General features: G+C 35.1%; 15 protein-coding genes. 8 read left to right on the forward strand and 7 right to left on the reverse strand.

What is annotated here, in order from left to right; genetic code table 11:
* Window positions 1-10 precede the first annotated feature (10 nt).
* The 8 genes from folE (at window position 11) to PFY10_16035 (ending at window position 9270) form a co-directional block, all read left to right on the forward strand.
* The gene (gene folE / locus PFY10_16000) at window positions 11-676 is read left to right on the forward strand and encodes a GTP cyclohydrolase I FolE (GenBank protein ID WBV55725.1); all 666 of its coding nucleotides are present in this window, start codon (window positions 11-13) and stop codon (window positions 674-676) included.
* A gap of 5 nt (window positions 677-681) precedes the next feature.
* Window positions 682-1113 (forward strand): DinB family protein, encoded by a 432-nt coding sequence (locus tag PFY10_16005; protein ID WBV55726.1) that lies wholly within the window; start codon window positions 682-684, stop codon window positions 1111-1113.
* A 152-nt stretch (window positions 1114-1265) separates the two neighbouring features.
* The gene (gene cysS / locus PFY10_16010) at window positions 1266-2732 is read left to right on the forward strand and encodes a cysteine--tRNA ligase (GenBank protein ID WBV55727.1); all 1467 of its coding nucleotides are present in this window, start codon (window positions 1266-1268) and stop codon (window positions 2730-2732) included.
* 233 nt (window positions 2733-2965) lie between these two features.
* Window positions 2966-4132 (forward strand): T9SS type A sorting domain-containing protein, encoded by a 1167-nt coding sequence (locus PFY10_16015; GenBank protein ID WBV55728.1) that lies wholly within the window; start codon window positions 2966-2968, stop codon window positions 4130-4132.
* A gap of 124 nt (window positions 4133-4256) precedes the next feature.
* Window positions 4257-6911: a 4-alpha-glucanotransferase gene (locus PFY10_16020; GenBank protein WBV55729.1), complete on the forward strand. Its 2655-nt coding sequence runs from the start codon at window positions 4257-4259 to the stop codon at window positions 6909-6911.
* Between the two features lie 139 nt (window positions 6912-7050).
* Window positions 7051-8004 (forward strand): hypothetical protein, encoded by a 954-nt coding sequence (locus PFY10_16025; GenBank protein WBV55730.1) that lies wholly within the window; start codon window positions 7051-7053, stop codon window positions 8002-8004.
* A gap of 184 nt (window positions 8005-8188) precedes the next feature.
* Window positions 8189-8635, forward strand: a complete 447-nt coding sequence (locus tag PFY10_16030; GenBank protein ID WBV55731.1) for a hypothetical protein — start codon at window positions 8189-8191, stop codon at window positions 8633-8635.
* 125 nt (window positions 8636-8760) lie between these two features.
* The gene (locus PFY10_16035) at window positions 8761-9270 is read left to right on the forward strand and encodes a ferritin (GenBank protein WBV55732.1); all 510 of its coding nucleotides are present in this window, start codon (window positions 8761-8763) and stop codon (window positions 9268-9270) included.
* Between the two features lie 75 nt (window positions 9271-9345).
* On the opposite strand, the gene PFY10_16040 is transcribed toward PFY10_16035, so the two are convergent.
* From PFY10_16040 to PFY10_16070, 7 genes are read right to left on the reverse strand one after another with little or no spacing between them, the layout of a single operon-like run.
* Window positions 9346-9816, reverse strand: coding sequence for a hypothetical protein (locus tag PFY10_16040; GenBank protein WBV55733.1), 471 nt, complete (start codon window positions 9814-9816; stop codon window positions 9346-9348).
* 60 nt (window positions 9817-9876) lie between these two features.
* Complete coding sequence (locus PFY10_16045) at window positions 9877-10524, reverse strand: hypothetical protein (GenBank protein WBV55734.1); 648 nt, start codon at window positions 10522-10524, stop codon at window positions 9877-9879.
* 2 nt (window positions 10525-10526) lie between these two features.
* On the reverse strand, window positions 10527-11144 hold the full coding sequence (locus PFY10_16050) for a hypothetical protein (protein ID WBV55735.1): 618 nt from the start codon (window positions 11142-11144) through the stop codon (window positions 10527-10529).
* A 5-nt stretch (window positions 11145-11149) separates the two neighbouring features.
* Complete coding sequence (locus tag PFY10_16055; GenBank protein ID WBV55736.1) at window positions 11150-15211, reverse strand: PAAR-like protein; 4062 nt, start codon at window positions 15209-15211, stop codon at window positions 11150-11152.
* Window positions 15212-15215: 4 nt separating this feature from the next.
* On the reverse strand, window positions 15216-16019 hold the full coding sequence (locus PFY10_16060; GenBank protein WBV55737.1) for a hypothetical protein: 804 nt from the start codon (window positions 16017-16019) through the stop codon (window positions 15216-15218).
* Window positions 16020-16061: 42 nt separating this feature from the next.
* Window positions 16062-16442, reverse strand: a complete 381-nt coding sequence (locus PFY10_16065; GenBank protein ID WBV55738.1) for a hypothetical protein — start codon at window positions 16440-16442, stop codon at window positions 16062-16064.
* A 27-nt stretch (window positions 16443-16469) separates the two neighbouring features.
* Window positions 16470-17651 carry a hypothetical protein gene (locus PFY10_16070; GenBank protein WBV55739.1) on the reverse strand — a complete coding sequence of 394 codons (1182 nt, stop codon included), beginning with the start codon at window positions 17649-17651 and terminating at the stop codon, window positions 16470-16472.
* Between the last annotated feature and the right edge of the window lie 15 nt (window positions 17652-17666).

Here is a 17666-nt window from a genome sequence, read left to right on the forward strand (position 1 = left end):
ATTATAAAAAATGGTTGATTTTACTGATAACGACGATGATATTTTCACTGGAAAAGAACATACGCCTATAAGGGAAGATGCTTTTGATAAATCGCCACAGGAAAAGATAGAAAAGATTACCCAGCTTTTTGGGGAAATTATGGAAACTTTGGGAATGGATATGACGGATGACTCCTTAAAAGATTCTCCCAAACGTGTTGCAAAAATGTACGTGAATGAAATTTTTGGTGGACTACTTCCGGAAAACAAACCGGGAATTTCTACTTTTTCCAATAAATATAAGTACCGTCAGATGTTGGTGGAAAAAGATATTACAGTATATTCGTTCTGTGAGCATCATTTTTTACCAATCATTGGAAAGGCACATGTTGCCTATATTTCAAATGGTGAGGTAATTGGTCTTTCAAAAATTAACAGGATTGTAGACTATTATGCAAAGAGACCTCAGGTTCAGGAAAGACTTACAATGCAAATTGTAAATGCCCTTAAAGAAGCTTTGGGAACAAAAGATGTAGCGTGTATTATTGATGCGAAACATCTTTGTGTGAACTGCAGAGGAATTAAAGATACGGCAAGTTCTACGATTACGGCAGAATTAAGTGGGATATTCAGGACTAATCCTATTACCAGACAGGAATTCCTGCACTATGTAGGAAGCCATACGACTTTGGATTAATCGGAATGGATTATCAGATTTTAAAAGATACCGTGGAGGCGGAGGTGAAAAGATTTGGAATGATTTCTGAAGAAGAATGGAGTTACAAGTTTTCTGCTGAGAAGTGGTCCAAAAAAGAAATTTTAGGTCATCTTTGTGATAGTGCACTAACCAATATCAGGAGATTTGTGGTTACCCAATACAAGGAAAATGAAAATATAGTGTACGATCAGAATTTTTGGGTGAAAGCTCAGAACTATCAAAATATTCCGATAGCTGACGTGATCAATCTTTGGAAATATCTCAATCTTCAGATCGTGAATGTTGTTGAAAATATGCCGGATGAGGTTTTGCATAAAAATTGTGATACTTCAAAGACAGAGCAGAGAGTGTATACGCTGGAGTATCTGATTCAGGATTATATGGATCATTTGCAGCACCATTTAAAAACAATTTAATAATGATAAAATTTAAAAAAGTTTCAGATAAAATTTTTGTAACCACAATTATTTGTTGTTGCCAGAAATGCTGTTGTTAAAAGGTCACAATCTTTTAATACTAAAACTTTAAACTAAATTATAAATCATTAAATCTTTTAATTTTAAAATCAATGCAATTAAAAATATATAATTCGCTAACTGCTGAAAAAGAAATTTTCAAACCTATTTTAGAAGGAAACATTGGGATGTATGTTTGTGGCCCGACGGTTTATAGCAATGTACACTTAGGAAATGTAAGAACGTTCCTTTCCTTCGATTTTATTTACCGTACTTTAATGCACTTAGGGTACAAAGTAAGATATGTTAGAAATATTACAGACGCGGGACACCTTACTGATGATGGGAATGTAGATAATGACCGGTTTGTAAAGCAAACCCGTCTTGAAAAATTAGAGCCTATGGAGATCGTACAGAAATATACTGTGGATTTTCATAAAGTTTTAGATATGTTCAATCTTTTGCCTCCTAATATTGAGCCTACGGCGACCGGGCATATTGTAGAGCAGATTGAGCTGACTCAAAAGTTAATTGAAAGAGGTTTTGCATATGAAAGTAATGGGTCTGTTTATTTCGATGTTCTGGAGTATAATAAAAGAGGATTGAATTACGGGGAACTTTCAAAACGTAATATAGAAGAACTGTTTGCTAATACCCGTGATCTGGACGGGCAAGGGGAAAAGAAAAACCCACAGGATTTTGCACTTTGGAAAAAAGCGTCGCCTGCTCATATCATGAGATGGAATTCTCCTTGGGGAGAAGGCTTTCCGGGATGGCACCTGGAATGTACTGCAATGAGTACTAAATACCTCGGTGAGAAATTTGATATTCACGGTGGAGGAATGGATCTTAAGTTCCCACATCATGAATGTGAGATTGCACAAGGTAAAGGCTGCAATGATGTAGCTCCGGTTAATTACTGGATGCATGCCAATATGTTAACTATGAACAGCCAGCGGATGAGTAAATCAACAGGAAACTATATCCTGCCGATGCAGCTGGTTTCCGGTGAAAATGATTTCTTTGAGAAGCCTTTCCACCCGTCAATCGTACGATTTTGCTTCCTTCAGGCTCATTACAGAAGTGTCCTGGACATTTCTAATGATGCTATGATTGCCAGTGAGAAAGGATTTATCAGGCTGATGGAAGCCGTAAAAGTGCTGAATTCTGTTATGCCGGATGATAGTAAAGAATCAGGTTTCAATCTTAAAGAGTGGAAGGAGAAGGCTTATGACGCGCTGACAGATGATTTTAACTCACCAATACTGATCGCGCATTTGTTTGAAGCGGTGAAATTTATTTTTGCTTTGAATGATGGGAAAGAAACCATTTCTACTGAGGATCTTGCTGATTTAAAATCTACTTTACATGCTTTTATTTTTGATGTTCTGGGCCTACAACCTATTGAAGAAAATAATAATGAAAAGCTTGATCAGACCTTACAGGTTTTGATTGAATTAAGAAATCAAGCCAGAAAATCTAAAAACTTTGAGCTTTCAGACCAGATCAGGGATAAGTTACTTGCTGAAGGAATAGAGCTAAAAGATGGCAGAGATGGAACTACTTATGTTTTGAATTAAAAGTAGATCTTTTTACATATTACCTCCCATAGGTTTTACGGATTACGCAGCTTTCAAATAGAATGTCTGTTCAAATCAGTAGAATCTGTGGGATTTTTTTATTTGAATAAATATTAGATTTAATGAATATGCTAATTAAAGCTACTGATGTATTATTAAATTTTTAAATAATTGTATTTTTTATTATTTAATCTAGAAAATATGTAACTTAGTGATAATAAATCCTATTAATTATGAAAAAATATTTATTCCCTGTCATCTTACTGTTATTAGGAGTGAAAGCTTCCGGGCAGCAAGATTTCTTTGCACTTACCGGAAAAGATACTCCGAGCATTATTTTTAATGATTTCCGGGCCCTGGATGTTATCAATGGAACTTCCGGTGAAACAATGTTGACAGCAGATTCTATGGCAAAAGTATTTTCACAGTCGAGAAACGGATCTGTTACTGAGGATAAAAACTCTTATAACCATGCCCAGTCGGCAACGATGGCTGCTTTAGCTTATGATCCGTCGGGAAATAATCTGATATACATGCCGATGTTTTCTTCTAATGTATATGTTTTAAATAATAAAACCAAAGAAATTACTTTGGTAGAAAACAACGTAACAAGAGTAACTGCGTGTGATATTAATTCCCATATAACGAGAATGGCGACAGGATACGATGGAAATGTTTATGCTATTAATAATGCAGGAACTCAATTTTTACAAATTACCAGAACAGGTAATCAATATTCGGTTCATGACCTGGGAATTATTAAAGATGATATATCTAACGGAAAGAATTCTTTTACAACTATTGAAACAGGTTTTGGTGGAGATATGATTGCTGATGCGGACGGTAATTTCTATGTTTTTTCGACATCAGGAAATGTCTTTAAGATTCTGAAAAAAGAACTTAAGGCAAGGTTTGTGGGGAAGATCACCGGTCTACCTGAAAATTATTCAGTGAATGGTTCTGCCGTTAATTCAAAAGGAAAGGTAGTGATTGCAAGTGCAAAGGGAGCCCCATTGTATGAGGTGGATATGCAGACATTAACCGCGGATAAAATTCCCGGAGATCTGAATCTGCATATTTATGACCTGGCAAGTAAGTATTTTGTAAACGATAAGTCCGTAAGCTCAAATATTTTAACCCACGTAGATATTTATCCCACAAAGGTTAACGAGCATTTTATTACAATAGATATGAATGATCAAAAGATCAAAGAAAATATTATACTTAATGTGTTTGATATGTCTGGTAAAAATGTGATGAAACAAAATATATCTGCTAAAGGAGGAACTTTAAACCAAAAAGTATTTCTGAATAATTTAGTGGACGGAGCATATATTGTAAATCTTACAGAAGACTCAGGTAAAATATTATTAAATAAGAAGATTATTGTCACTAAATAATATCCTGAATTTTTATGATTTTAAAACCTTTTCAAAGTGACTGAAAAGGTTTTTTTAATGAATATTTGATCTTGAATAAGTTTTGTTTTTCGAGATTATAGTGTATTTTTATAAAAAAATAGAGATGAAATTATACTTTAATGTAGGATACAGCGCGCAAATTGGAGAAGGATTACAGTTGGTGATCAAAGAAGAAGGAGCTGCATCTAAAGTTCATAAAATGTTCTACACAGAAAACGGTTTATGGAAATGTGAGGTGGATTATTTCTCAAAATCTATTTCTTATAAATATCAACATATCAATGAAAGAGGGAATGTCCTGAGGGAAGAGTTTGTATCCCATCATTTGAATTTTCCCCATAATTATAAAGAATTTTTAATCTTTGATGAGTGGAATAATAAGAACTTTCCTGAAAACTATCTCAACAATAAAATTCTTTATAATAAACTTAATCAGTTTATTCCGGAGAAAATTACGGTTCTCAAGAAGCATACTCATTTATTCAGGATTGAAGCTCCTATTTATAACCCGGACTGGCAGGTCGTTCTTTTTGGGAACACTGAATCTTTAGGTAGCTGGGATTATGAAAGGGTAATTCATTTATCCCAAACTGACTTTGGAGTTTGGGAAGCAACAGTGGAAATTCCTGAAAATGAATTTATACAGTATAAATATTGTATTTACGATAAAAGTTTACAGAAAGTTGTCGACGTAGAAACTGGTGAGAATAGATTTACGGTTCCTAATCTTCAGCCTGATGTTTTACAGGTCCTTGCCAACCATTATTTTAAATTTAAAGCTTATCAGATGTACCATGATGCAGGAGTTGCAGTTCCTGTATTCTCTTTGAGGAGTGAAGATGGGTTTGGTGTAGGAGAATTTGCTGATATGAAAAAGTTAGCCGAATGGGCACAAAAGACTGATCTTGGTATTATTCAGATCCTTCCTATTAATGACACTACAGCTAATTATTCCTGGACGGATTCCTATCCTTATGCCGCTGTTTCTGTTTATGCTTTACACCCACAATATATTTCACTGGAAAATCTTGATTATGCTTTACCTGATGATTTAGTTGAAGAATATCAGTCAGAAAAAAAAGAATTGAATGCTTTAGAATTGATTGATTATGAAAAAGTAATTGCCGGCAAATGGAAATTTCTGAAAGCTGTTTTTAGCTTGCAGAAGACCAAGATTTATAAAGACAGAAATTTCAAAAAGTTTATAAAAGATAATGAAGGCTGGCTGATTCCTTATTGTGCGTTTTGTGTATTGAGGGATAAATATAAAACGCCCAACTTTAATAACTGGAAAACACACAAAAAATATATTGCCGGAAAAATTGCCCCATTTTTTTCTGCAAAAAGTAAAGATTATGATGATTCGATGCTTCATGCCTGGGTTCAGTATCAACTTCATAAGCAACTGAAGGAAACTATAGATCATATTCATAGTTTGGGTGTTTCGGTAAAAGGAGATCTGCCTATTGGTATTTACAGGTATTCTGTAGAAGCCTGGGCTGAACCAGAACTGTTTGGAATGGATTTCCAGGCTGGGGCACCACCTGACCAGTTTACTGAACTGGGACAAAACTGGGAATTTCCAACCTATAACTGGGAAGCCATGAAGAAAGATGATTATCGATGGTGGAAGAACAGGTTTAAAGCTTTGGAGCAGTATTTCGATGCCATGAGAATAGATCATATTTTAGGCTTTTTCAGAATATGGAGAATGCCCATATCCGCCACTCAGGGTATACTCGGATATTTTTATCCAGCTGTTCCTATAGTAGCTGAGGAATTTAAAGCTCTGAACATTCCTTTTAATTTTGAGCGGTATTGTAAGCCTTTTATTAATGACCATATTTTATGGAAGTATTTTGCAGACGAGAGTAGTAAGGTTCTGGAGTTTGTAAATAAGAATGCCGATGGAACTTACTCATTTAAAAAAGAGTTTGATACACAAAGGAAATTATCGGACTATTTCAAAAAAAATAAGGAGAATTCTTTTTTGGAAGAAAAGCTTCTTTCTCTTTGCGCAAATGTTTTGTTTGTGACAGAAGAGAGAAATGGGAAAACTGTGTATCATCCAAGATTCAATGTATACAATACGGATTCTTATTTTTATTTGTCTGATTGGGAGAAGAATTCGATCTATAATTTGTATCACGACTATTTTTTCAGAAGGCAAGACCACCTTTGGTACGAAAAGGCCATGGAAAAATTACCTATGATACTTAACGCAACAAAAATGTTGATCTGTGGGGAAGATTTAGGAATGGTTCCGGCTTGTGTGCCTGTAGTGATGGATGAGCTCGGTATCATAGCTCTAAAAGTCCAGCGTATGCCTTCGGATGATATTCCATTCTATAATCCCAAAATTGCAAATTATATGAATGTGGTTACGGCATCATCACATGATAGCTCAACTTTACGGCAATGGTGGAAGGAGGATCCGGATTTAACTCAAAAATATTTTAATAATCAGCTGATACAATATGGAAAGGCTCCAAAAGATCTTAACCCTTATTTGGCGGAAATCATTATGAAGCAGCATTTGTACAATGATGCTATGCTGGCGGTTTTTCCTCTTCAGGAATATTTAGCGACTGATGAAGAGCTTGTAAACCCTGAAATGGATAATGAAAGAATTAATGATCCAGCTGTTTTCCCTCATTACTGGCGTTACCGCATGCATTTGAACCTCGAAAGCTTAATGGACAAAACTGCATTTAATGAAAAAATCAGTCACTTGGTAAAAGATAGTGGTCGGAAGTAAGATTTAACAATTGATTATCAATTAATTAATGATATTTTAAAAGAAGTTGAATGAAAAGATTTAACTTCTTTTTTTTATTCGTATCAAAGAGATAGAATAGAGATATTCTACTATATATTAACCAATTAACGCTATTGAGATGAAAAATATACTTTTAGGATTTGCACTGGGTTTGGCGACTTTGTCGTTCGGCCAGCAGTATCCACATAACGGATGGGATGATGATGGGTATGATAATAATAACGGATACTACAGCAACCAGGACGATCAGAATTATTTCCCTGACGATTACTATTACAACTATCCTCAGGACTATTATCCTAATGCTTATTACCAAAGCTACTACAATGATTACAGGAACAGTATCATCAATGTAAACTGGAATGTATTCTTTGCTCAAAACAGATTAAACCGGTGGCAGATTGATCAGATCTTATATCTGAATAATCTTTACTCCAGTTTTGCAAGCTGGAATAACTTCTACAGGTACAATCCGGACAGATGGTATTATGATAGATTTTATGCAATGCAAAGAATTTTAGGACCAAGGGTTTTCGTTGTTTTCCAAAACAATTACTATCACGGCTCAAGTCCTATTGTTTACTTTCAAAACTACAGAAGAAGCTATTATGTTCCAAGATATGCGGTGATGCCACGTTACAGAAATATAAACATCAATGTTTATAGAGTAGATAGGGCAAGATTCCGACGAATGGATAATCCTACTCTTAAAGTTGTTTCCACTAGAAACTATTCTGGCTTTAGAGATAATGACAACAGAAATCAGGGAAACAATGGATTCAGAAGTCAGGGAGGTTTCAGGAATCAGGATAACAACGTTAGAAATAACAGCGGATTCAGAAGTGATAATAATATAAACAGAGAAAGATCCGGAAACAGTGGATTCCGTACAAACCGAAATCAGGATGCCGTAAGGGACAATGGACCGAGAAGAGAAAACAATAATGGTTTCAGGAACGGAGGAGGAGAAGGATTCAGACAACAAAGAACTGAAAACTCCGGTTTTAGAAAGCAAAATAATGGAAACGACAACAGAGGTTCCGGATTCAGACAAAAACTGGCAAATAATTAATTTTCATATATTATATTTAAGTGGTGTGAAGGGCAGGTTTTTATAATCTGTCCTTTTTTAATGTTATGTTTTTATTTTATGATTTTTATACTTTAAATTAACATTTTTTATGAATATTTTCATTTAACTTCTGTTTTGTTTGAGTATCCAAAAGGTGTATAACAATTAATTAAAGATATAAAAAATGAAAAAATTAATTTTAGCAATAGCTTTTATCGGAATGGGAAGCTTTGCAATGGCTCAACAAACAACTCCTCAGGATCAGCAGGCAAGAAAGGCTGAAATGCAGCAAAAAATGCAACAAAGAGAACAGGAGCGCCTGAATCAGATGCAGAAAGATCTTAATCTAAACCAGAATCAGGTTGCTCAGATTAAAGACCTTCAGGCTAAGAGAAAAGCGGAAATGATGGCTGATTTCGAAAAGAATAAAGGAGAGAGACAAGCGAAGATGGAGGAAATGAAAGCCAAAAGAGCACAAATGGATGCGGATATGAAAAAGATATTAACTCCAGAGCAGTATGATAAATGGCAGGCTGATAGAAAAGCTAAAATGGAAAAAAGAAAGGCAGAAATGAAAGACAGAAAAATGATGGTTAAGCCGATGCCTGCAGGTACTGCGAATGCAAATTGATAGTTTATAATTGTGTTTTTTTAATGTGTTGAGGACGGAAGTAATTCCGTCCTTTTTACATTAATTTTCATTAATTTTTTTGAAATCGGGCTTTAATTCCGTAATTTTGAATATAATCTTTTATTATGGTAAGCGAAAAAATTGCAAAATTAATCAACGAACAAATAGCCCACGAACAATATGCCGCACAATATTACCTTTCAATGTCTGCTTGGTTTTCAAGTAAGGATCTTGACGGGATTGCCAATTATTTCAGGGTTCAGAGTAAGGAAGAATTAATGCATGCAGATAAGATGTTTGATTATTTAAATGATGTAGGAGGAGAAATCATTATCGGAGAAATTCCAAAACCACCTCATGAGTTTGATAATGCAACAGATATTTTTGAAAAAGCACTTGAACACGAAAAAATAGTAACTAAAAGTATTTTCAATATTGTAAAGAATGCAAATGATGAGGGGGATTTTGCAACAACTTCTTTTTTACAGTGGTTTATTAATGAGCAGGTAGAGGAAGAGGCAAGCGCATCTCAATTGGTTACTAAAATCAAAATGGTTTGTGATAATCCTTCGGCATTATATCTTTTTGATCAGGAATTAGCTCAAAGAGTTTTTGTTCCTGCTGCAGATGCATAAGACTTAATAGCTTTAAATATAAAAGAGTGAACCTTATCCAAGTTCACTCTTTTTTATTTTTACAATATGATGTTTCTATTTTGATACTTTTAAAAAGATTTGTTGATGGTCTTGATTAATATCGATGGTTGGAAATTTTTTATCATAATCAATAACGATATCTCCTTTATCTTCAACTCCGTTTCCATCGGAATCCCAATTAATCGTAACGTAATACTTTACCGGATCTCCTTTCTTTACTTCCGGTTTAATTAGACTTTCGGGGTTGTTAGGTACAGGAAGTTCAATGGTAAAAGGAATTTTTTCCTGTGAATATTCTTTCTCTGCGATCAAGGTTGCCGGTACATCAGCCATATTAGCAGGTACCCCATACAAATTAACTTTAAGCTTTGCATTTTTGGGAATTACATTGTCTGTACCTGTAAACTCGATTTTTACATTTTTTCCCTGAGAAGCTTTATCTGTTGCTATTGCTTCTTTTTTGGGAGCATTGCAACTTACCAGCAATAGGGCGCCCAGACTCATTAAGGTTATAAATTGTTTCATCTTAAATTTGTTTTAGAAACTAAATTTATGAAAAAAAACCACAAGTAGGGATATATTTTATTAACGTTTCATATCCTGCTCTTTTGAAGACAGAATATTCCACTTGTTTTCTTTTAGCTGAAAAATGGTAGTATTTATTTTACAGCAACCTAATGGCGCAATGGTTGTCAAAGTTTTATTGTTACTATCTATAATTTTTGGAAAGGCTCCTTCGTTTAAAGGAAATTCTTTATTCATTTTAAATGTGCCATCATTTTTATCCTGGAAATAGTAAGAGTATACAGGTCCACCATTGCCTCCGGAATCATACAGAATGGCAAAATCTTCAAGCTGATCAAAGTTAAAATCAGCAATGATAAAATCATGATAATTTTCGATTCCTTCTTTTATTTTTTCTCCGGATAAGAAATAATTAATTCTGTTTAAACTCAAAGAATCTTCAACGACAGGCCACGTCCCTGGTGTATACATGATTTCCTGGAAACCCTTATTATTTTTAAAGATGTTAATTTTTAATTGAACAGGTCTGTTTTCGTCATCTTTAGCAGCAACACTAACCTTAAAATCAAAATTTTCATTTTTAGATGTTTTGACTTCTTTTTTTTCTGTTGTAGGGTTTTCTGAGCCTTGTCCTTTTTCAGGGGTAGGCTTACTGCAATTTATAAAGAAAATGGAAGTTAATATAATACTTAATAGGGTTGTTTTCATTCTTACATTAAAAGGTTTAAGTATATTTTTAATTGATCATTACTGCGCCATTCGATCCAAAATATCTGGTTATTTCTGGTTATGTTTTTAACCTGTAACCAGGTGCCCTGGATTTTCAGTACTTCGATTTCATCATCAGGTTTCCAGTTTTTTATATCTAGTATTTTGCCATTAATTGCTTCACGCGGAGGATTTTTTTTAGGATCTTTCGTTTCAATACTAGTTATCTGATCCTCCAAAAAATCCTTCCAGCTATAAAATAAATAGTTTTCTGAAGGTTTTATATAGGCATAATTATTTTTGGATGTTACCACCTTGTAAAACTTATCATTTTTTTCTACACAGCTGAAGAAAAGAATACCATAATCTGCCTTATTAAGAAGAGGAATAATATCTTTTCCTGGTTGTGCTTTTTTTATTTTAATATGAGATAAGGATTTATCAGTATACAGAGCAATATCCTTATCCGTTTTTACTAATTGTACCAGACCTATCCCAATAGTTTGTATTAAATCATCATTCTGATAATTTAGCGCTCTTTTCTCCTGGCTTTTAAAATTATTAAAAAATAATAAAACAAACGCTATGAGTGTATAAAGGGAAAAATTTGTTTTCATCATATTTGTTATCTTAATCCTAAATGGAAATGATCCTGGTGAACTGAAGTCGCCTTACCGGTAGTATGCTTGATATCTTTTTTATAAGCATAGTTTTTATTAAAGCCCCATTTGGTTCCCACCAGGAGTATATTTTCCAAAACTTCAATAAATTTCTCTTCTGTTTTATAGGCTTCTTTTGCATCACTCCATAAAGTTTGGCCACCGTTTGAACTACCCGGATATCTTATGTCGATGTCATTTCCTGCTTCATTATGTCCGGAGTGTCCTATATTTCGTCCATCATTTGCAGATATATCATTGAAATACAAGGTTTCAGAAAAATTATTTTTAGGTAATGAATAAAAGAATCCTAATAATGCTGCACATACATCTTCCGCAACCCAGTTATCGCCTCCTCTGTCTCTCGTTCCGAATCTACCCCAATTAGGTCCTGTCTCTGGAAAAGGTAATAGGTTATGCTCATTTTTCTCCAGTGTAATTGTTTTCACTAATTGGTTATTGTCATAGATATCATATTGGTATTTTTTAGATGTATCGCATTTCATAACCTTAGGGCAAGTGTATTTATCTACATCAATTTTGTATTTATTAATATCTCCTGCCACTGCTTTAACTTCGTCACAACACTTTTCACCAAATTCTTTGAGAAATCCTTTTTTAAGATGTAAATGATTTGTTGGCCCTTTTAATTCTTCCTGATAGAATTGCTCATATTTTTTCAAAACATGATCAAGTGCTTCTTCTCTTTGACCATATCCTGCTCCCGGTAAACTTGCCCACTCAGTTCTACACTTACTGATGGCTCCTTTGATATCGTCTTTCTTAATTAAATCTAATGCTTTTTTCTTTTCTTTAATCAGGTATACACAATATTTATCCTGGCTTTCAGGTGAAAAATCTGTGATACCATGATTGGTTCTCCATGTTGCAAAACCGTTATCCTGCCAATTCTTTTTTGTAATCTGGTAGGCTCCGGCGGCTGAAGAATAGTCATTTATTTGATCTATCCAGACCATTACTTTAGGGTGGTCACTGAAATCTTTTCCATGATCTTTTAATGTACTTCCTCCTACAATTCTTGAATAACCTCCTTCATCCTGTGTACCTTCACCCACCCTTAGCATTCTCATGAATGCTCTTACTTTTGCTTCACATTCACATACTCCGTCTTCATTTTTTCCTGTTGATAAGGATTCTCTTCCAACTTTTACCGCAGCTTTGTTTTCTACCATATTAGGAAGGCTGGCAGTTGCATATAAGATAGCCATATCGGAATGATCAAGATACACTGCCCTTTCCTTGGCTTCTTTTCCTTCTCCTTCTGTTACCTTAATAATGGCGGAAATTTTAAAATAATTTTTAGGCTTTCCTAATTTCGCAGGATCAACTTTTAATATAAGCTCACCTTTTTTATTGATTTTGCCTGTTTGTGTATTGAAAAAAGTCTCTTTAGAAAATTTTTCTTTTACGTCTTTCCAGTCTTTCCATTGTCTAGGACTCCATGCTATTCCGAAATATATGTCTGATTTTGTAATAAAATGTACCTCAACATTTTTGTCTACCATATTGATGGCGTAAATTTTAAAATAGAGCGGAGTGGTGATGGGGGAGTTGTATCTTTTCTCAGTGTCTGATGCATCACAAAAATAAGCATCCACGATTTTGGGAACATCAGAAACTATAAGAGAAGAGGCGAGTGCCTTATCTGCATTCTGAATGATGAGCGAAGGGTTTGTGGATTTCATTTTAAAGAACAATTCTCCTTTTTTAGTTACTCCCTTGCTTTCTATTTTCTGTTTTATAGAGTCATCTAACGTGAAAGGCCAGTAAACCGCTGTAGCAGTTTCATTTAAAGTTCCTGTCTTCTCAAAAATAATATTACTTCCCGTGCTGTCATTATCGTATACTTCCAGTTTTACTTCCTCACCTTGTAATCCCTCATATCTTACATAAGCAGATATATCCTGGCCATAGCCGGCCTCTTTTATAATATTCCCGCTGCTTCCGTCATTATCCATCCATTTTGCAGTATCCGCAATTACTTTGGGCTGAATAACATCCAAAGATAAAGGCTTTTCACAATTTCTACCTCCCATACTGCAATTGATAGTATATTTTCCGGGAACTAAAAACTTATATGAAAATTTTTCACCTGTGCCTCCTGCCGTAACCGGACCTGTGATCTTCCAGATAATAGGTCCGTCTTTTGAAGCATCGTAGTCTTTAATAAGCATTTTGCTTATTTCAAATAAAATATTGACTCCAACTTTTGGTTTTTTATCATATTTTATTTCGGTGACCACATTATTTTTTACTTCGAAACGCCAGTCGTCATCTTCGTCTTTTGCTCGTTTTCCCGTAGCGTTGGCAACTTTGCTATAGGCTTCCACAACATATTTTCCAGGCACCATAAGCAGATTGCCAGGTATTGTAATGCTTTTACCTGTGCCCTGTAATATTCCGTTTAAATTCCACTTGATCTCTGAAGACTCATCTGAAGTAAGGTCATAAAGAGGATTGTTTCCGAAGTTATATTTCATTTTCGAAACACTGAATGACATTGCGGTTCCCGGTCTTACTACTTCGGCACCATGGCTTATTCCGATTACAGCATTACCCTCAGTTTCTCCGGACATTTGTTTTTCTATAACGTTTCCTGTATCATTTATATACCGGGCTATAATAGTATATTTTGCCTGGGTATTTTGAGGAGTAAACGTCAATGTATCTCCATCTTGAACAGCATCCGTAACAACATTTCCGCTTCCATCAAGTAAAGATAATGTAAGTCTTGATTTTTCTTCTTCAGTGAGATCAGGAATAAAAAATTTAGCTTTAAAGACAGAAGGAACACCGCGTCTGAATTTTCTGTTTTTAGAAGGATCAATCCTTGTCGAAAAATCTCCTGATGCACACTGTATATCGAGCAGAGTGTTTTCTACCACTTCAATATCGATTGAGCATGAAGGGTCACATTTGTCATATTTTCCTTTTTCAAAATCAGGACTTTTAGGCTTCCCATATCCTTCTACTCTGAATTTGCCTGTTTCCGCAAAGCTCTGTGAAAACTCAGTTCCGATTTGTTCTTTGAGAAGAATCCTGTCTTCTTTTTTACCCTGATGATTCTTGTAAACCATCCAGGAGGTAAGCTGCTTGTTTCCGCTCTTCAGGTTGGCTTTGAAATCAGTTTCTTCATTTTTTCGAAGATAAATGATATCTTTTTTACCTTTTGAATCGATTTCTTTAAAATCTTTTCTGTTTTCTATTTTTGTAAGCGTTATAGAAGTAACTACAGGATATTCCTCTTTTTTCTTAGGCTGTGCTACTGCAGGATTTACCATGGCAAGCTCTAAGGGATTGGTATTATCTGCATGTGCGTTACTTACAGAATCGGTCTGTCCATGTTTGTCTATGGTTATTTTGCCCCCAACCATACATTGCAATTCGGATATTTCTGTAAGAGTATTTTTGCCCATTACCTGTGTGCTTTCATAGGTTTTGCTCCATTTGGGTGCTGGAGCCAGAGCGCAAGGCAGGTTGCCTCCGGCAGAGGGCTTAAGGGTACATTTTCCGAATGTTGCTACCGGTGGATTGAAGGTTTTGTCCTCTTCCGTAGCAGCCAGCTTACTGCTATCGTCATTAAGAACAATTATTTTATGAGTGGTTACTTGAAGGTCAGCGGTTTGTTTTGGATTTTCAGCTTTATCACAAACACATTTTGCATTATGTACGACAAAGTATTTTCCATCGTGATCACTTTTAGCAGCGTTCTCTTCTTTTTTCTGCTCTTCTTCCTTCTTTTTTTCCTCCCCTTGTTTTTGTTCGGCATTTTTTTGTTCTTCAGCAGGGTCGGGTGGAGGAGTTTCTCCGTTCATCTCATATATTTCCTCTTTTGACGGAGTCAGGAGATTAAACCCCGGATAGGGAACATTCGGAACCTTTGGGTCAGCTCCTGCATTTTGATCATGGTATTGTTTGAGCTTAGTCCAGTCTTTGATACCCAATTTTTTGGCTATATCCTGTAACGTCTCACCGCTCTGAACCTTATATGGGATGGAAGCTGCCATATCGTTATTTTGTTTGTATGGTTATAATGTGTTGGTAATAGAATTTATCTTCTACTTCTATACAGACATCGGTTTCGGCTGATTCAATCCTTGCTGTTTTACCCGTGTAGCTGATATTATGTTTAAAATCTGCATAGAGAGGGACGTTTTCTTTCTCAAAATCAACGGCATATTCATGTTGATGAATATATCTGATAACGTCATTCATAATTTCCTGGGCATTATCTATTTTAGGTTCAAAGAATAGGGTGTTTTTTTCCTTTTCATAGAAAGTTTCTCCCTTCCATTGTGATGTCCCGATCGGAAGTATCTTCCAGGAAGTGTCATATTGCCTTTTATTGTTGAATTTTTGCATACTGGCTTCAGCAACTTTCATGAAATGGAGCTCTCGGATAAATTGCATAAGTTTTTCTTCAGTTTCTGTAGCATTGAAAAAATGATTCCGGATATGATCTGTGCCTTCTCCATTATAAACAGATCGTATTTCTGAGTCCGTTTTTTGTATGCGTTTTTTTATCTGATTTATATTGTGGATGCTAAGTTTGTAGTTTTCTATTTTACAGTGAATAGGAAATAATGCTTCCATATAACTGTTTGATATTTCAAGGAACTTCGTATCTATTTTTTTATTATTTACTTTAAGATTCGTCCTGCTGATAGATACATCATAATCTTCATCCTCTTTGGTTTCCACGTATAATGTATAAGACAGTAAGGCTTCATGTTCCTCTCTTCCTATTTTCACGGTACATTTATCCTGTAAAAAATAAGTGGATGTAGGGAATATGTCAGCTTTAGAAGGTATCATTGCGTTCTTATAATTGTGGTTAGAAAAACATTCCTATTGATGTTAGTGATTAAGAGCTTTTATGGCCTGAGCATTGTTAATGGTATATAACGCAAAAACTGAAATAATACTTAAAATATATAATACAAACAGTATCAATAACTTCATTGTTTTTTTGTTGTCCTTTTCCTTTCGTAAACTCAATATCTGAATTAAAAAGAGGATAGGATAAATAAAAGCCATAGCTATAAAAAAGACGAAAAGATAAGTCATTAGTAAAGAAAACACGGCCTGGAGGTTTGAAGTGTCAAAGCTTCTGTTGAAATAGGTATGTGCTGGTTTATCCCAGTAATAAATAAATGTAAGGATAGCAAATGCCACAAATATGACTACCTGAATATTGAAAATTGTTTTCCAGTTCTTTATTATAAAATTATTTATCATAATCCGTTCGTTAGTTATATCATTGAGTTATTTTCCGGCTACATACCCGAAATATCCGTCTTCAAAAGGATCAAAAGATACAGTCCATACCTTACTGATATCCCCCCATGTAAACAGGGTCAATATCACTTTTTCATTTTTTTCATCTAATGTAACTCCCTTAAGTCCTACCCAGTGGTTAGGAATCGTAAATGTACCTTTGCTGTTATTCTGAAAATTACCGGCAGTAATAAGGAGGCCAATACTATAGTCACTGGTGAGAAGCCCGGACAATTCATTTGCCGAACTTTTTGCACTTGCCCATTTACTTGTCACAAGGTTGGTCTCATTTTTCACATCAGTGTAAGAAAGAATGTTCTTCATCATGCTTGCCACTTCGTGAGGAAGTGTGAGTCCAGTACCTCCTTCTACAAAACCGCCTGCACTTGTACCGTCGGGATCGTAATCAAAAACACTATTCAAATAGTCCTTAATGGTGAATAAAAATATAAAGTCAGCATAAGACATTTTTCCACCATTGCTGTTATTCGGATAGCTGGCATCGGAATCTTTCACTTTGATAAGGTGCTCATCCTTATCCAGTTTAATTTTATATTGAGTAGACGGAACTATAGCTTCACCCGTACGGTGCATGTCTAAAATTATTTTTTCGTAATCAGAGGGTTTCTGGATAGCCAGAAAGTGCCCGATCAGTGCAATAGCACACATTGAGCTTTGTCCCTGATCTATATCTTTTCCGGTATTCATCCTTTGCTGGATTTCCGATTTTAATGTTTTGCGGTCAAAAAACCGGAATCTGTTGTGTTTGAAAAGGGTTAATTTTCCTTCATTATCTACATCGTTGATATATGCTTTGATCTCCAGATTATTTCCACATCCGTTGGCATCATTAAATGTTATACTGATTTCTTCACCAGTATTGGGACCTTCCAAAGCATTTTTGTAGAATTTACCTGTTTCAGTATCTGTATAGCTAACCGCCCACCGAATCATACTAGGATCCTTTGGTGCATCGTTGGTATATGTTTCTACTTTGAATGTATAGGTCTTTCCGTATACAAGCCCTGACTTTTCCTTGATCGTTTTACTTCCGTCGTTTAAAGAACCATCATCCAGGTCAGAAATCAGCTTAATACTTTTGACTTGCGTTGCCTCAATCCCTTTTCTGGGAATGTTGGTCTTTTCATCAAATACTACACCTGCGCCCATGGTTGCTTTTAGTTT

This window comes from Chryseobacterium daecheongense, from assembly GCA_027920525.1.
GTDB lineage: Bacteria > Bacteroidota > Bacteroidia > Flavobacteriales > Weeksellaceae > Chryseobacterium > Chryseobacterium proteolyticum.